This window comes from Parahaliea mediterranea (assembly GCF_017255185.1).
In the GTDB taxonomy this organism is placed as follows: Bacteria; Pseudomonadota; Gammaproteobacteria; order Pseudomonadales; family Halieaceae; genus JAFKCZ01.
Map to the genome: position 1 here is coordinate 206,310 of NZ_JAFKCZ010000003.1, position 14,318 is coordinate 220,627.

Here is a 14,318-nt window from a genome sequence, read left to right on the forward strand (position 1 = left end):
TTCGCCCGGGCCCACCGACGGTCATTGCGCCGTGACACGCCGGAGCCGCGTTACGGAGATAGCAGACAATGCATAATGCACAACAATGCGTCACCGAGGCCCCGCAACTGGACACGGTATTGGCCTGCCAGCCAGTGTTCAACCGCAACCAGGAAGTGGCCGCCTTCGACCTGAAATTGCGCCACAACAGGGCGGGCGCGCCGGTGACCCTGGAAAACATCCAGGCGGCGATGCCCATGATCGTGGAGTCGTACACACGGATCTTCCAGCACGGCCAACTCATGTCGATGCCGAGTTTCCTCAAGATTCCACAGCAGATGCTGCTGGACAGCCGCCTGCCCGAACTCCCGCGCAAGCACCTGATCCTGGAGCTGGTTCCCAACGCCGCCCTCACCCCTGAGCTGACCCACAACCTGGACGCGCTGGCCGGCGACGGACACCGGCTCGCCCTGCACGGCTACTCCCCTTCCCGCCGCGACCTGGACTCACTGCTGGGCAAGGTGCATATCGCGCGCCTGCAACTCGGGTCGCTGCCATCGCAACAACTCGGCCCCACCGTGGATATCCTCAGGGCCCACGGCGTCGATATCCTGGTGGACGGTGTCGACAGCCAGCAGCAATTCCGCCGTTGCCTCGAACTGGGCGCGACCTATTTCCAGGGCACCTTCCTGAGCGAGGCGAGCCCGGTGGCGGGCAAGCGGATTGGCGGCAACAAACTGCTGCTGCTGGAGCTGCTGTCGAAGTTGCAGGATCCCGACGCCACCGCCGCCAGCCTCGAGGCCCTGGCCATACGCGATGCCAACCTGACCTATCGCATACTGCGCATCGTCAACTCCGCGGGGCAGGGCGCGCACCGGGAGGTGGATACCCTGTCCCAGGCCATTACCCTGCTCGGCACCGACGAAATCAGGCGCTGGGTCAACCTGTTCCTGGTGGAAGCCGAACCCGGCAAGCCGGAGGAGCTGACCCGCAACATGCTGATACGCGCCAGGATGTGCGAAATCCTGGCGGAGCTGGACAGCCAGCCATTTCCGGTCAATCACTTTATCGTCGGCCTGCTGTCCCAGCTGGACGCGCTCATGGATATCGGCATGGACGAACTGGTCCAGCAACTGCCCCTGCGTGTCGAAGCCAAGGCCGCCCTGCTGCGCCGCGAAGGTATTCACGGCGAGATCCTGTCGGAGGTTGAGCTCTACGAGCGCGGCCAGTTCGACCGCCTGTCGGGCCGGCTCAGCCTGAGCTATTACGAGGTGGCCTATCGGCACGCCTGTGCCTGGGCCAGGCAGGCGCAATTTGACCTTTGCGCCTGAAGCGACGCGCGGGGCCATTGAGGTTCTACCGTAAAATCCGCGCCGGCTGCAGTCCGTCGAGGCCGATATGATCGCCGGGGCTTGTGTGCGAACCGGCTTCCTGCTAGGCTGCGCGCCGCCTGTTCTGGCCTCCCCACCGCTTGTGGAAGCTCTTCCGCCAGGCCCCCTGGACCCCCGATGACGCAGCCTTGCCACGGGGAGCGGGGACCACCCTGGACGAAGTCGCGGCATCCCCGGCGGCTGGGCAGATCAATACCAGCTGTACCGGTAGCAGCCAGCGCGACCGACTCGCTTGAATGGCCGAGTCGCGCGCGCCCGCGAAATCGCACTTTGGCGATCGCGGGGACGACGCTGCAGCCAGTCGCGCTCTCCAACAACTCCAATGGCGCCAGTGAAGAAGTTTCCCCGGGGTGCATCACGCCCTCAGGACAGAAACCCCACTGCAACCACAGGCCAGTAGCACGAAGAATTCGCGCGCGACCCACAGCGGGTCGTGCGCGCACGCTATTTAACTGGTAGGGACAGCGGAGGCCATGGCCACCAAACACAGGACGATTCTGCCGACGCAACAACGCCAACTCGCGTGGCTTGTCGCGCTGGCCGCCATGCTGTCGAGCCTGGTTGCCGGCGGCCTGTGGATCGAGGAAAGCCGCGATCTCTATCGACAGCAGGCCAGGGCGGAAGTGACCACCAGGGCGGCGCACACCGGCAACCTGCTCGAAAGCCGGCTCAACGCCACACTCGCCAGCGCCCACGCACTGGCCACCATCGCCCGCGACGCCGAGCACACTGAACACGCCTTCCAGATCCTCGCCGCGGACCTTCTACGACATCACTCGCTGATCTCCGCGCTGTCGCTATCACCGGGCGGGGTCATTAGCCAGGTCATGCCCCGGGAGGGCAACGAGGCGGCGTTGGGTTTCGACCAGCTGGCCAGCGAGGGGCAGCGACACGAAACCGAGCTGACCCGTGATTCACAACAATTGACCGTGGCCGGACCGCTCGATTTGGTCCAGGGCGGCAGGGGCATCGTGGCGCGCCTGCCGGTATTCCGGCCCGACGCCGCCGGGAATGAACGGTTCTGGGGCTTCGCCAATGTGACCATTCGCCTGTCGCAACTGGAGGAAATTCTACAGCTGGGCAGCCTGGTCGATGAGGGCCTGGACTTCCTGCTGTGGCGCCAACACCCCCTGACCGGCGCACCCGAGGTCATCGCCGCCAGCACGCCGACGCCGCTGACCGACGCCGTCACCCTTGCGCTGAATATCCCCAATGTAGCCTGGCAACTGTCCGTGCTCCCCCGCGACGGCTGGCGGTCGCCCCCGTGGCTGCCCGCCGCGGTGGGCCTGGCGGCGATCTTCAGCCTGCTGCTCGCCTTCCTCGCCAAAACCTTTATCGAGTTGCGCTGGTACCGCTCCCACCTGTCCCGCGAGGTGGCCCAGCGCACCGAGCAGTTGCGCACCAGCTTGCAGCGCTATCGCGCCTATATCTCCTGCTCTGGCACCGGTGCCTGGGAGTTCACCCCGGGGGAAGGCAAGCTGGTATGCAGCGCCGAGTACTTCGAGATGCTGGGGTACAAGCCGGGGGATCTGGGGCTGGATACGGGGGACAATGCGCTGGCGTTGTGCAATCGCCTTATCCATCCGGACGATGCCACCCGCATCAGGGACAAATACAGGCAGTACAGGAAAAACGGCTGCCGGGGAACACTCGAAGTCCAAATGCGCCTTCGTCACCGCGACGGGCACTGGATTTCCGTGCTCAGCCGGGGGCGCCCCCTGGTCGAGGGAAGCTGCGGGGACTCCTGCGTCATCATGGGCACCCACATCGACATCAGCGGCCTGGTGAACATCCGGGCCCAGCTCAAGCTGTCCCTGCGCGTGCTGAACCAGGTGCGCGAGGGCGTGCTGATCGCCAGCGCCGACCAGCGCATCCTCGCGGTGAACCGGGCTTTCGAGGAAATCACCGGGTATTCCCGGCTGGAGTGCCTGGGCAGGCCAGCCAAGATGCTCAGCGAGGGCATGCACACCCCCGGTTTCCTGCGCACCATCGTGGACAACGTGAGCAGGGACGGATTCTGGCAGGGGGAAGTGTGGAGCCAGCGCAAATGCGGCAAGGTGGCGCCGATGCGCGCCAGTATCAGCCAGGTGCTCAACGAACAGGGCTCCGTGTCGCACTATATCGGCGTATTGAGCGACATCTCCCAGCTCAAGCAGAGTCAGGCGGAGGTGCAGCGGCTGGCCTACTACGACTCACTGACCGGCCTGCCCAATCGCGCCATGCTGGAGGAGCGCGCCGAGTACGCACTGAAGCTGGCGCGGCACGGCAAGCGGTCACTGGCGGTGATGTTGCTCGATCTGGACAACTTCAAGAACATCAATGATTCCCTCGGCCACGAAACCGGCGACCGCCTGCTGCAGCGCATCGCCGCGCGCCTGCGCAAGCACATGCCCGAGGAGAACACGCTGTGCCGGCTCGGCGGCGATGAATTCGCGCTGCTGCTACCGGATACCGACGCCAGCGAGGCCGCCCACTACGCACAGGACTTCCTGCGCGAGGTGGGCAAGACTTTCAGTCTCGCAGAGCACGAGCTGTCGCTCACCTGTTCCATCGGCATCGCCATGTTCCCCGGCGACGGCGACACCCTGAAGCAGCTGCACACCAATGCCGACACCGCGATGTACCGCGCCAAGCAGCGCGGCCGCAATCGCTACAGCTTCTACACCTCGGAGATGCAGGCGCTGTCACTGCGGCAGCTGACCCTGGAAAACGCCCTGCGGCGCGCCATCGACGCCGGACAATTGCAGTTGTACTACCAGCCCCAGCAGGACCTGCACAGCGGCGCGCTGGTGGGGGCGGAGGCGCTGTTGCGCTGGGAACACCCGGTGATGGGTCGAATATCCCCGTCGGAGTTCATTCCCATCGCCGAAGACAGCGGACTGATACTGCCGATCGGCGAAATGGTCCTGCGACAGGCGGCCAGGCAGATACGCGACTGGCTCGACGCCGGTATCGCGCCCCCGCGCATCGCGATCAACCTGTCCGCGATCCAGTTCCACCAGCCCGACCTGCCGCAGACGATCCTGTCCATTCTCGACGAGTACGACGTTCCCTCCTCCCGTCTGGAGCTGGAATTGACCGAGAGCATGACCATGGAAGACCCCGAGCAGGCGGCTTCCATGATCCACCGGCTGCACGAAGCGGGGGTCAGCCTCACCATCGACGATTTCGGCACCGGCTATTCCTCGATGAGCAAGCTCAAACATTTCAGGATATCCAAGCTGAAAATCGACAAGAGCTTTGTCAGGGACATCGTCAACAATACCGACGACCGGGTGATCGTGGGTACGGTGGTCAGCCTGGCTCACAGCCTCGGATTGCGCTGCGTCGCGGAGGGCGTGGAGACACACGCCCAGAAACAGATGCTGCACACGCTGGGCTGCGACCACATCCAGGGCTTCCATTTCGGGCGCCCGATGTCGGCCGCGCGGACCGGCGACTTCCTGCGCCGCCAGGACTCCCCCGGCTCCCGCAACCCGTCGCGGGAGCCCGGGCCTGTCGCCGGGGCCGCATCCACCGCGGACTGAGTGCTCGCGGGGTCACGTCGGGGCCACCTACCGCAACGGGGGCATTATCCGCGGCGCCCAGACGCGGTACCATCGCCAGACCTGCCAACGACAGGCGACTGCCATGATCGAGCAGTTTGACCCCAGGCTGGTCGGCACGGCCCTCGCGGTGGCGCTGGGGATGCTGATTGGCATTGAACGCGAGTGGGAAGAGGCCAAGCCATTGGGCATGCGCACCTTCGCACTGCTGGGCGCCGCCGGCGCGACCACGGCGCTGCTGGCGGACCAGTACGGCGCGCTGCTGATCGCCGGGGCCCTGTTGGGTATCAGCGTATTGATCGCCACCTTCCTCTACCGCCTGCGCTCCCGACACGCCCCGGGCATGACCACGGCCATGGCGGCGATCGTCACTTTCCTGGTCGGCGCCCTGGCGGGAACGGGTTCGTGGCTGGAGGCGGTGTTCGTCGCCGCGACGATGCTACTGTTGCTGCACTGGAAACGCCCCCTGCACCAATGGGTGGAGCGCATGGGGCCGGACGATATCGAGGTGATCGCGCGCTTCGTCCTGATCGCCCTGGTCATACTGCCGCTGCTGCCCGACACCACCTACGGCCCCTACGCGGTCTTCAACCCCTTCCGCAGCTGGCTGCTGGTGGTGCTCATCGTCGGGCTCAATATCGCCGGTTATCTCTTGCTGCGCTTTGCCAGGACCACCACCGGGCTGTGGCTGGCGGGCCTGCTGGGCGGAATGATCTCGAGCACCGCCACCACCATCAGCTACGCCACCCAGAGCAAGGGCAAGCGCGGCTTCGACGCCGCCGCCACACTGGTGATCCTGGTCGCCTCGGCCGTGGTCTACGGCCGGGTATTGCTGGAACTCGCGGTGGTGGCGCCGGCCCTGGTGGAACACGCCGTCGCCCCCCTGCTGGCCTATGCCGCGTTCCTGGTACTGCTGGCGCTGCTCGTGTTCAGGCGCACGGGGGTCGACTCGGTGAGGGTTCCCCCCCAGAGCAACCCCGCGGGGCTGGGCATGGCGCTGATGGTGGCGGCGGTCTACGTGCTGATCCTGTTCGCGGTGGCCATCGCCCGGGACCTGATCGGCGAGCGCGCCATCTTCGGCGTGGCCGCGGTGTCGGGCCTGACCGACGTCGACGCCCTGACCCTGTCCGTCGCCCAACTGTACGCCGGCGGACAGCTGTCCGAAGATACCGCCTGGCGCGCCATTTTCCTCGCCACCCTCTCCAACCTGGTGTTCAAGACCGGCGCCGCGGTGGCGCTGGGTTCCCCCGGCTTGCGCAAATGGATCCTGGCCACGGGCAGCCTGGCCATCGCCGCGGGTATCGCACTGCTGTTGCTGTGGCCCTGAGGCGTGACACGAACGCGCAGAGCGCAGGTGGCAAACTGAAACTATACTCAAGGCCATGGATCTGATGGACACCCAGACGGCCGCGGCCGTGTCGGGCGCCCTGTTGGGACTGGTGTTGACCGCGGCATCGATGCAACTGAAGGGGTTCGGGGGGCAGACCGCGGCCAGGCCGATGTTCCGCGCGTTCTTTCTGTTGGTATCCCTTTACCTGCTGCTATTGACGGTGGCGATCCGCCGCGACGGACCGGCCCTGGCGCTGCTGTTGGACCTGGTGTTCGCCACCTGTCACAGCCTGTTCATTCTCGGTGTCATCCGCCGCTCGGAACGCCCCTTCCCGCGGGGCGTGATAGTGCTTTGGGGGGCGCTATACCTGGCCGTCAGCGCGACCGCCGCATCCTACCGCGTGCAAGTGGGCCTGCTGTATTCCGCGTCCGTGTTCCTGCTGGGCGCGACCCTGCTGCTGTATCGGCGGGGCGGCGCCAATCTCGGGGACCGCGGCATGGCGATAACAGCCATCGCCTGGTCGGCGTCGTGCCTGTTCTCGATTTTCGGCCTGGGCAAGCCCGACGACGCCTCCCCGCAACTGACCCTCTCGCTGATTTTCGCGCTCCCCGTCGTGACCGCCCTCGCCGTCTGCCTGTTCCTGAGCTACGTACTCGACGACCGCGAGGACCTGCGCAACCAGGCGGCGCGGGATGCCCTCACCGAGATCCACAATCGCCGCTACCTGTTTGAGCGGGCCGCCGATATTTTCTCCCTCATGCGCCGCCAGCACACCCCGGTGTCGCTGATCATGCTCGACGTGGATCACTTCAAGTGGATCAACGACCGGCTGGGTCACGCCACGGGCGACCAGGCGCTGCGCGCCATCGCGCGCTCGCTGACGCAGGATTCACGCCTGGAGGACGTGGTGGCGCGCATGGGCGGCGAGGAGTTCGCGGTGCTCATGCCCAACACCACGCTGCCGGAAGCCATGGCCAAGGCGGAACGCCTGCGCCGCGGTATCGAGGCGATCCGCATCCCGGGCGCCGAATCGGAACACATCAGCGCCAGCTTCGGCGTGGTAAACGGCGAGCCGGCGGACAGGCCCAACCTGGAAACCATGCTCCAGCGCGCCGACGAGGCCATGTATCGCGCCAAGGCCGCGGGGCGGAATACCATTGCCCAGGCCGAACTGGGCAAGGCCGACTCGGGGACACTCGGGCAACGGCACTGATGCGCGGGGGCATTCCAGGCACCGCCTTGATCTGGAGCAAAAGCGGCGCGAGTATATGGATGCACACTCGAACAGCGCGCTCAACGGAGAACCGCCGTGCCCCGATCCCCCCTGAACGCCACCCTGCCCCTGTCGCAACTCAGCGACTACCTGTCCAGCCTGGTGCGCGGGCGCCTGTGGCTGAAGGTGCTGATCGGCATGGCGGCCGGCATTGCAGTGGGCATGCTGCTGGGGCCGAGCGCGGGGCTGATGGATCGCGGCAACGCCGCCACCATCGGCAACTGGCTGGCCCTGCCCGGGCACCTGTTCCTGACCCTGATCCAGATGATCGTCATTCCCCTGGTGTTCGCCTCGGTGATTCGCGGGATCGCCGCCAGTGAAAACGTCGAGCAGCTGCGCAAGATGGGTCTGCGGGTGGTGCTGTTCTTTCTCGCCACCACCACCATCGCCATTGTGATCGGCCTCGCGATGGCCGACTTCATCGAGCCCGGCCGCCTGATCGACCCGGAACGGGTGCAGGCGACCCTCGGCGGCACGGTGCCACAGGTGGCCAATGCGGCGGCGACCCCCGAGTTGCGCGAGCTGCCGGCCATGCTGGTGAACCTGTTGCCGAGCAACCCCCTCAATTCCATGGTGGAGGGCCAGATGCTGCAGATCGTGCTGTTCGCCGCGGTGGTCGGCGTGGCCCTGATCATGATGGCGCCCAGCCAGGCCCGCCCGCTACTGGAGCTGATGGCCTCGCTGCAGGAGGTGTGCATGACCGTGGTGCGCTGGGCCATGTGGCTGGCCCCCTTCGCGGTGTTCGGCCTGCTGGCGCAACTGACCACCAAGGTCGGCCTGCACGCCCTCACCGGCATGCTGGCCTACGTGTTCACCGTGGTCGCCGGCCTGGCGCTGCTGCTGGCGCTGTACCTGGCGCTGTTGTACATCATGGCCGGTAAGCGCCCGCTGCCGTTTCTGCGCGCCGCGCGCGATGTACTGTTGCTGGCCTTCTCCACCTCCAGCTCGGCGGCGGTAATGCCGCTGTCGATCAAGACTGCGGAGGAGGGACTGGGTATCCGTCCGAGCATCGCCCAGTTCGTGATTCCCCTGGGCGCCACTATCAATATGAACGGCACCGCCCTGTACCAGGGCGTGGCGGCGATCTTCCTGGCACAGGTGTTCCAGGTGGATGTCGGTCCGGGCGGCATGGCGCTGATCGTGGTCACCGCGGTGGGCGCCTCGATCGGCTCCCCCGCCACCCCCGGGGTGGGTATTGTGATCCTGTCGATGGTGCTGGAGACGGCGGGCATCCCCGCCGCCGGCATTGCCCTGATCATGGGCGTGGACCGCATCCTCGACATGTGTCGCACCGCGGTCAACGTGGCCGGCGACCTGGTCGCCTGCATCCTGATGGACAGCTGGCTGGGCGGTGTACAGGAGGTCACGGCACAGTAATCATGTGCCGCCACGTCAATTGATCAATTACGATAAATGCAAATAGTGTAGCCTTCTCCCAGGTCCAACTCGAACAACAGCGCAGTCCCCCACCAATACGGGTGGGGAATTGATGTCGCGCGAAGCCACCATTTTGGGAATACGGCGTAGCGGACCTGAATCCAAGCCGCGAGTTACCCGGTCAGGGAGATGGGGCAAGCCAGGCTGCTTGCCCTCAAACGCTCCACGGCAAGGTCGACAAAGGACCTGATTTTTGCATTGGCTTTGCGCCCTTCGAGATAAACCACATGGATCGGCAGGCTTGGCGGCTCGAAATCTTCAAGCAATAGCTGCAGAGTGCCCGCGGCCAATTCATCCGCCACCTGGTAGCACATCACCCGCGTCACTCCCATGCCCATCACGGCGGCCCGGACCGCGGCCGAGTTCTGGTTGCACTGCAAACGCGGCGCGACCTTGACTTTCTGCTTGCCAAAGGCCCAGGCGGTCAGCGGCTCCACGGCGGTGGCGTGGACGATATCGTGCTCCGCGAGGTCGGCCGGCGTCCGCGGAATGCCGCGCTCAGCCAGGTAGTCCGGCGCGGCACAGACCACGCGGTGGGTATCCCCCACATGGGTGGCGAACAAGCCCGAATCCGCGAGAGCACCAATACGGATAGCGACGTCCAGGTTGTCCTCCAGCAGGTTTGTCACCCGGTCGAGGAACAGGGAGTTGACCGACACCCTGCCGTGCGTCATCACGTACTCGGTGATGATCGGCACCACATATTTGTGCCCGAACAGGGCCGGCGCGGTCACCGTGAGCTGTCCGTGGGGCTCCGCGTAGCTACCGGTTACCGCCGCCTCGGCCTCCTGCACGCTCTCGAGCACGCCTTTGACATGGGTGTAATACCGCTGTCCGGAGTCGGTGAGCCTGACATGTCGCGTGGACCGGTGAAACAGGGGAACGCCCAGGGCCGACTCCAGCCGCGCCACCGAACGTGTCACCGCCGGCGCCGAAAGGTCCAGTGCGCGACTGGCATCCACGAAACTGCCCTGCTCCACGACGGCGGTAAACACGCGCATCGCCTCCAGCTTATCCATTGCCATTGTGCCTGTCCTTTCGCGGCCGCCGAATTGATGCATTTATGTTAATAGTGAAATTAATTTAAGGCCAGTTATTTACATTATAGAAACAACCACAATAGCGGGCGTTGACTGACCAACACAGGAGATCACGATGTCACACATTCCAACCCCCGCCACCATCGAACAAGCCCCGGCTGATTCGCAGCCACTACTGCACACCGTACAGGCGGCCCTGGGCTCGGTACCCAACCTGTTTCGCCTGATCGGCAACAGTCCGGAAACCCTCAAGGGCTACATGAGCCTAAGCGGCGCCCTTGAGGACGGCCACCTGAACGTGGCGACCCGGGAGCGCATCGCGCTCGCCGTTGCCGAGGTGAACGGTTGCCGGTATTGCCTGGCCGCGCACAGCTACCTCGGCGAACACGTCGCCAAACTCACCGAGGCCGAGATCCTCACCAACCGGCACGGCTCATCCGGCGACGGCAAAGCCGCGGTCGCGGTGGAGTTCGCGGTACGACTGGTCCGGCAACGTGGAACACTGAGCCACGGGGATGTCCAGGCGGTGCTGGATGCGGGCTACAGCGCGGCGGAAGTGGTCGAGATCATCGGCCATGTCGCCCTCAATACACTGACCAATTATGTCAACGAGGCGCTGGCGACAGCCATCGACTTCCCCCAGGTCAACGACCTGATCGACTGACGCGACCGGGTGGCGGGTTTTCCGCCACCCCCTTTCGGCAACTGCCCACAGGATGACAATACCGATGAACAGACCGCCTTTTCCCCCCTTTACCCGTGATACGGCGATCGAGAAGGTTCGACTCGCGGAGGACGGATGGAACAGCCGCGACCCCGCCAGGGTCGCTCTCGCCTACACCGAAGACAGCAGCTGGCGCAATCGCGCTGAATTCGTCACCGGCCGCGACGCCATTCGGGCGCTGCTCGAACGCAAATGGACCCGCGAGCTGGACTACCGGCTCATCAAGGAACTCTGGGCCCACGCCGATAATCGCATTGCCGTGCGCTTCGCCTACGAATTCCGGGACGACTCCGGGCAGTGGTTCAGGGCCTACGGCAACGAAAACTGGGAATTCGACGAACGCGGGCTCATGCGCCATCGCATAGCCAGTATCAACGAACACGCCATTGCCAGCGAGGAACGTCGCTTCCACTGGCCATTGGGCCGGCGCCCGGACGATCACCCGGGCCTGTCCGACCTCGGTTTCTGAAGCCGGCTACGATGGTATTCCATCCGGGAGAGCTGTGGGTGCAGGAGCGGCTCGGCCAACGTGAAACGGTCGATACCTGGGCCCCTCGCGCGATCCGCTCCCACATGCCGGACCAGCATCGCGAAATGTTTCGCCAGTTACCCTTCCTGGTGGCGGCGGGACGCGACGACCGGCAAAAACACTGGGCGACGCTGCTGACCGGCTCGCCCGGCTTCGCGCAGTCCCCTTCCAGCACCACACTGCGGATCGCCTCCCGGCCGCTTTCCGGGGATGCGCTCGAGCGGGGCTTCCGCGCCGACGCGGAAATCGGACTGCTGGGAATTGACCTCTACAGCAAGCGCCGCAATCGGGCGAACGGCACGGTGACCGGCAATGCCGACGGTATTATCGACGTCGCGGTTCACCAGTCCTATGGCAACTGCCCTCAGTACATCACCCGGCGCAGCTGGCGCCCCTTCACCCCGGGCCCCAAAGAAGCCGTTGCCAAACACGCGCACGCGCTCGACAACGCCACGACGGCGTGGATACGTCGCGCCGACACGTTCTTTGTCGCCAGCGGCTATCCGCGCGCGCATTCACCGGCTGGCGGAATGGACGCGTCGCACCGCAGTGGCGCCCCGGGGCTGGTGGAGGTGCTGGGCAAGCGGGAACTGCTGTTCCCCGACTACGCCGGCAACAACTTCTTCAACACCCTGGGAAACCTGGTCATGAACCCCGATGTGGGGCTGCTGTTCATTGACTTCGAACGCGGGGGACTGCTGCAACTGAATGGCCGCGCGCGCATCGACTGGGACTCCCCCGAGGTCGCCAAACGCACCGGCGCCCGGCGCCTGGTGCGGGTCGACATCGAAGACATCGTGGTTCTCGAGAACATATTGCCCATACGCTGGTAATGCCCATCATCACGACGGCGCACTGGTGGCGGCGGGCACAAGACAAATACAGCGAAAATGCCCGGCTGCAATAACCGCGAGCGCGCCTGGAGTGGCGCGCCCGCGGTCGATCACACCCTGGAGGAGGGATGCCGGGCAACCCAGTGGCTCAGCAGCTGATCGGCGGACAGCTTTCCCGGTCCCCACACCACCACGACAAACATCGCCAATCCCCAGAGCACGTGCTGGCCCATTGCGGCGGGCGGGACGACGGCAAGACTCAGTACGGCAATCAGGTTGACGATGAACAGTCCCGCCGCGGAAAAGCGGCTGAACAGGCCCAGGGTGAGCAGCAGTGGAAACAGCAGTTCGCCCATCGTCCCCAGCCACGCCGCCACCACCGGTGACAGCAGCGGTACCTGGTATTCCTCCTCGAACAGGAACAGGGTGGTGCCCCAGTTCTGGACCTTCAGCAAACCCGCCGGAAAGAACATCCAGCTGGCGTAGAGTCTCAGGCCGAGCAGGCTCAGGCTCTGCAGTTTTTCCGCGGGGTAGGCGATAACGGCGTTGAAGCCGTTCAGTCTTGCCAGTGTTGAGTACATGGTCGTTTCCTCGTCATGTTAGGGATGAATGGGACAGCCCGATTACGAGCTGCTCCCTGATTGCCTGGTCGAGCCACTGCTCAAGAGGCATGCTGTCAGCCGGGAGACGACGAAGCGCCTCGGCCACGGTCGCGGCGCCGCCATTGAGCAGCTGCAACCAGATACGCTCTTCGTCGCGCGCTTCGCGAAGACAGGTGCGGGGACCTTGCCGCCATACCAGCGCGGCCTGGCCCCGGCCCGCCTCGAGCATCGCCGCCGCCACACCCAAATCGGGCCTGGCAGGGTCCTGCCGATGCGCCTCGTGGATGGCGACGACGGGGAAGCCGGACTCGAGTACAAAACAACCCGGGGCGGCCACCAGAGAAAAGTCGAGGGACGCCAGTCCCTCCATATTGGCAAACGACGCGTGGTCCGGCCGCGCGTCGGCGGCGCGCTGGGCGCAATGCATGAGCCAGTCCAGGCGCGCGCTGTCGGCGAGGTAGGGATACTGCCGGCAGAGCGAGTGCTCCTCCAGCCACACCGGAAAGCCCTCGCCCCACAGGCCCCAATCGAATACCGAGCGGCCAGCGGATTGCAGGAAATCTCCGGCGAGCCGCCCCAGGCGATCGCGGCCCAGCAGGCAGGTCACGGTGGGGTAGCTGATCGACAGCGCCCTGGCGGCGCTTGCGAGCAGATTGCGGCGATAGACAGCCAGGCCCCTGGGATCGTGGCCGGCCGCCGGCCGGCCGGTGAAGATCGCCTCGAGAAGAGCCCGCTGTCCCGTCGGCGCCCCGCTCTCCCTAGCCACGGTACGCGCCCATCCGTTGCCGGACGAGCCGCGCCTGCCCGACGAGGGTCGACCAGCTCGGCAGGTTCGTATCCCACTCGATCAGTGTTGGCTTCGGACCCAGCGCCGCGAGCAGGTGTTCGTAGGCCCGCCAGACAGGTTCGGGAACCTCGGCCCCGTGATCGTCGATCAGCAGATCCCCGTCCGCCTGAGGCGTACTACCGGCCAGGTGGATTTCACCGACGAGGTCACCATCAATGCCGGCAATGACACCTTGCACGTCCGCCAGTGGATCGGCACCCCCGCTATTCACGGCGTTGACAAAAACGTTGTTCACGTCGAGCAACAGACCGGCCCCGGTGCGCTGGCACATGCGGTGCAGGAATTCGAGTTCCGACATCGTGCTGTCCGGGCACGACAAATAGGCCGAGAGATTCTCGACAAGCAGCTGGCGGCCCAGGGCCTGCTGCACGCGATCGACATTGGCGGAGAACTGCTCCAGTACCCTGGGGTTGTGTGCGATGGGCAGCAGGTCCCCGCCGTGCAGGAGGGCCGCGCCCTGCCCGGACCAGGAAAAACAGGCATGGTCCGATACCAGAATCGGATCGATCGCCTCCACCAGCCGCGCCAGGCGCCGGATTTCCGGCTCCGGCACGCGCGTCTCGGCGCCAAGCCCCAGGCTGGTCGCGTGAATACTCACATCGAAGCGTTCACGCGCTGCGTGTAGTACCGACAGCGCGGGGCCACCATCCATGTAGAAATTTTCCGCGTGGACTTCCACAAACTGAATCGGCGCTTGCCGCTCCAGTGCGTCGCGATAGTGCGGGTGGCGCAGGCCGACACCAACACCGGCGTCGCGCGTATCCTGTCCCTGTGGTTCCTGCATGGTG

The 14,318-nt window shown here is 65.3% G+C and carries 12 protein-coding genes; 8 read left to right on the forward strand and 4 right to left on the reverse strand.

Features of this window, described 5'->3' with window-relative positions; all coding sequences use genetic code 11:
- The first annotated feature begins 68 nt into the window (after nucleotides 1-68).
- The 5 genes from JYP50_RS04580 to JYP50_RS04600 all read left to right on the forward strand — a co-directional run bounded on the left by JYP50_RS04580 (nucleotide 69) and on the right by JYP50_RS04600 (nucleotide 8,895).
- On the forward strand, nucleotides 69-1,310 hold the full coding sequence (locus JYP50_RS04580; protein ID WP_206559295.1) for an EAL and HDOD domain-containing protein: 1,242 nt from the start codon (nucleotides 69-71) through the stop codon (nucleotides 1,308-1,310).
- Between the two features lie 533 nt (nucleotides 1,311-1,843).
- Nucleotides 1,844-4,897 carry a bifunctional diguanylate cyclase/phosphodiesterase gene (locus JYP50_RS04585; protein ID WP_206559296.1) on the forward strand — a complete coding sequence of 1,018 codons (3,054 nt, stop codon included), beginning with the start codon at nucleotides 1,844-1,846 and terminating at the stop codon, nucleotides 4,895-4,897.
- 103 nt (nucleotides 4,898-5,000) lie between these two features.
- Nucleotides 5,001-6,242 (forward strand): MgtC/SapB family protein, encoded by a 1,242-nt coding sequence (locus JYP50_RS04590; protein WP_206559297.1) that lies wholly within the window; start codon nucleotides 5,001-5,003, stop codon nucleotides 6,240-6,242.
- A 64-nt stretch (nucleotides 6,243-6,306) separates the two neighbouring features.
- Nucleotides 6,307-7,458 (forward strand): GGDEF domain-containing protein, encoded by a 1,152-nt coding sequence (locus JYP50_RS04595; protein WP_206559298.1) that lies wholly within the window; start codon nucleotides 6,307-6,309, stop codon nucleotides 7,456-7,458.
- Between the two features lie 96 nt (nucleotides 7,459-7,554).
- A complete protein-coding gene (locus JYP50_RS04600; RefSeq protein ID WP_347136720.1) occupies nucleotides 7,555-8,895 on the forward strand; it encodes a dicarboxylate/amino acid:cation symporter in 1,341 nt (446 codons plus the stop codon).
- Nucleotides 8,896-9,068: 173 nt separating this feature from the next.
- On the opposite strand, the gene JYP50_RS04605 is transcribed toward JYP50_RS04600, so the two are convergent.
- Nucleotides 9,069-9,980, reverse strand: coding sequence for a LysR family transcriptional regulator (locus JYP50_RS04605; RefSeq protein ID WP_241262822.1), 912 nt, complete (start codon nucleotides 9,978-9,980; stop codon nucleotides 9,069-9,071).
- A 130-nt stretch (nucleotides 9,981-10,110) separates the two neighbouring features.
- Here JYP50_RS04605 and JYP50_RS04610 point away from each other — a divergent pair, with 130 nt between their 5' ends.
- The 3 genes from JYP50_RS04610 to JYP50_RS04620 all read left to right on the forward strand — a co-directional run bounded on the left by JYP50_RS04610 (nucleotide 10,111) and on the right by JYP50_RS04620 (nucleotide 12,081).
- Nucleotides 10,111-10,659, forward strand: a complete 549-nt coding sequence (locus tag JYP50_RS04610) for a carboxymuconolactone decarboxylase family protein (protein WP_206559300.1) — start codon at nucleotides 10,111-10,113, stop codon at nucleotides 10,657-10,659.
- 64 nt (nucleotides 10,660-10,723) lie between these two features.
- Nucleotides 10,724-11,188 carry a DUF1348 family protein gene (locus JYP50_RS04615; RefSeq protein ID WP_206559301.1) on the forward strand — a complete coding sequence of 155 codons (465 nt, stop codon included), beginning with the start codon at nucleotides 10,724-10,726 and terminating at the stop codon, nucleotides 11,186-11,188.
- Between the two features lie 11 nt (nucleotides 11,189-11,199).
- Entirely contained in the window at nucleotides 11,200-12,081 is an 882-nt protein-coding gene (locus tag JYP50_RS04620; RefSeq protein ID WP_206559302.1) for a pyridoxamine 5'-phosphate oxidase family protein, read from the forward strand.
- Between the two features lie 110 nt (nucleotides 12,082-12,191).
- On the opposite strand, the gene JYP50_RS04625 is transcribed toward JYP50_RS04620, so the two are convergent.
- The 3 genes from JYP50_RS04625 to JYP50_RS04635 are packed head-to-tail and all read right to left on the reverse strand — an operon-like array spanning nucleotide 12,192 to nucleotide 14,314.
- The gene (locus tag JYP50_RS04625; protein ID WP_206559303.1) at nucleotides 12,192-12,662 is read right to left on the reverse strand and encodes a DoxX family protein; all 471 of its coding nucleotides are present in this window, start codon (nucleotides 12,660-12,662) and stop codon (nucleotides 12,192-12,194) included.
- Nucleotides 12,663-12,675: 13 nt separating this feature from the next.
- Complete coding sequence (locus JYP50_RS04630) at nucleotides 12,676-13,449, reverse strand: HvfC/BufC family peptide modification chaperone (protein WP_206559304.1); 774 nt, start codon at nucleotides 13,447-13,449, stop codon at nucleotides 12,676-12,678.
- Nucleotides 13,442-14,314: a DUF692 domain-containing protein gene (locus tag JYP50_RS04635; protein ID WP_206559305.1), complete on the reverse strand. Its 873-nt coding sequence runs from the start codon at nucleotides 14,312-14,314 to the stop codon at nucleotides 13,442-13,444. The genes JYP50_RS04630 and JYP50_RS04635 overlap by 8 nt, the downstream gene beginning before the upstream one ends.
- Nucleotides 14,315-14,318 lie beyond the last annotated feature (4 nt).

Bases quoted from the DNA above. Each gene is read 5' to 3' on its own strand.
- JYP50_RS04635 (WP_206559305.1), bottom strand. From the start codon at position 14,314: ATGCAGGAACCACAGGGACAGGATACGCGCGACGCCGGTGTTGGTGTC.
- JYP50_RS04590 (WP_206559297.1), top strand. From the start codon at position 5,001: ATGATCGAGCAGTTTGACCCCAGGCTGGTCGGCACGGCCCTCGCGGTG.
- JYP50_RS04580 (WP_206559295.1), top strand. From the start codon at position 69: ATGCATAATGCACAACAATGCGTCACCGAGGCCCCGCAACTGGACACG.
- JYP50_RS04610 (WP_206559300.1), top strand. From the start codon at position 10,111: ATGTCACACATTCCAACCCCCGCCACCATCGAACAAGCCCCGGCTGAT.
- JYP50_RS04595 (WP_206559298.1), top strand. From the start codon at position 6,307: ATGGACACCCAGACGGCCGCGGCCGTGTCGGGCGCCCTGTTGGGACTG.
- JYP50_RS04605 (WP_241262822.1), bottom strand. From the start codon at position 9,980: ATGGCAATGGATAAGCTGGAGGCGATGCGCGTGTTTACCGCCGTCGTG.
- JYP50_RS04620 (WP_206559302.1), top strand. From the start codon at position 11,200: ATGGTATTCCATCCGGGAGAGCTGTGGGTGCAGGAGCGGCTCGGCCAA.
- JYP50_RS04585 (WP_206559296.1), top strand. From the start codon at position 1,844: ATGGCCACCAAACACAGGACGATTCTGCCGACGCAACAACGCCAACTC.
- JYP50_RS04625 (WP_206559303.1), bottom strand. From the start codon at position 12,662: ATGTACTCAACACTGGCAAGACTGAACGGCTTCAACGCCGTTATCGCC.
- JYP50_RS04615 (WP_206559301.1), top strand. From the start codon at position 10,724: ATGAACAGACCGCCTTTTCCCCCCTTTACCCGTGATACGGCGATCGAG.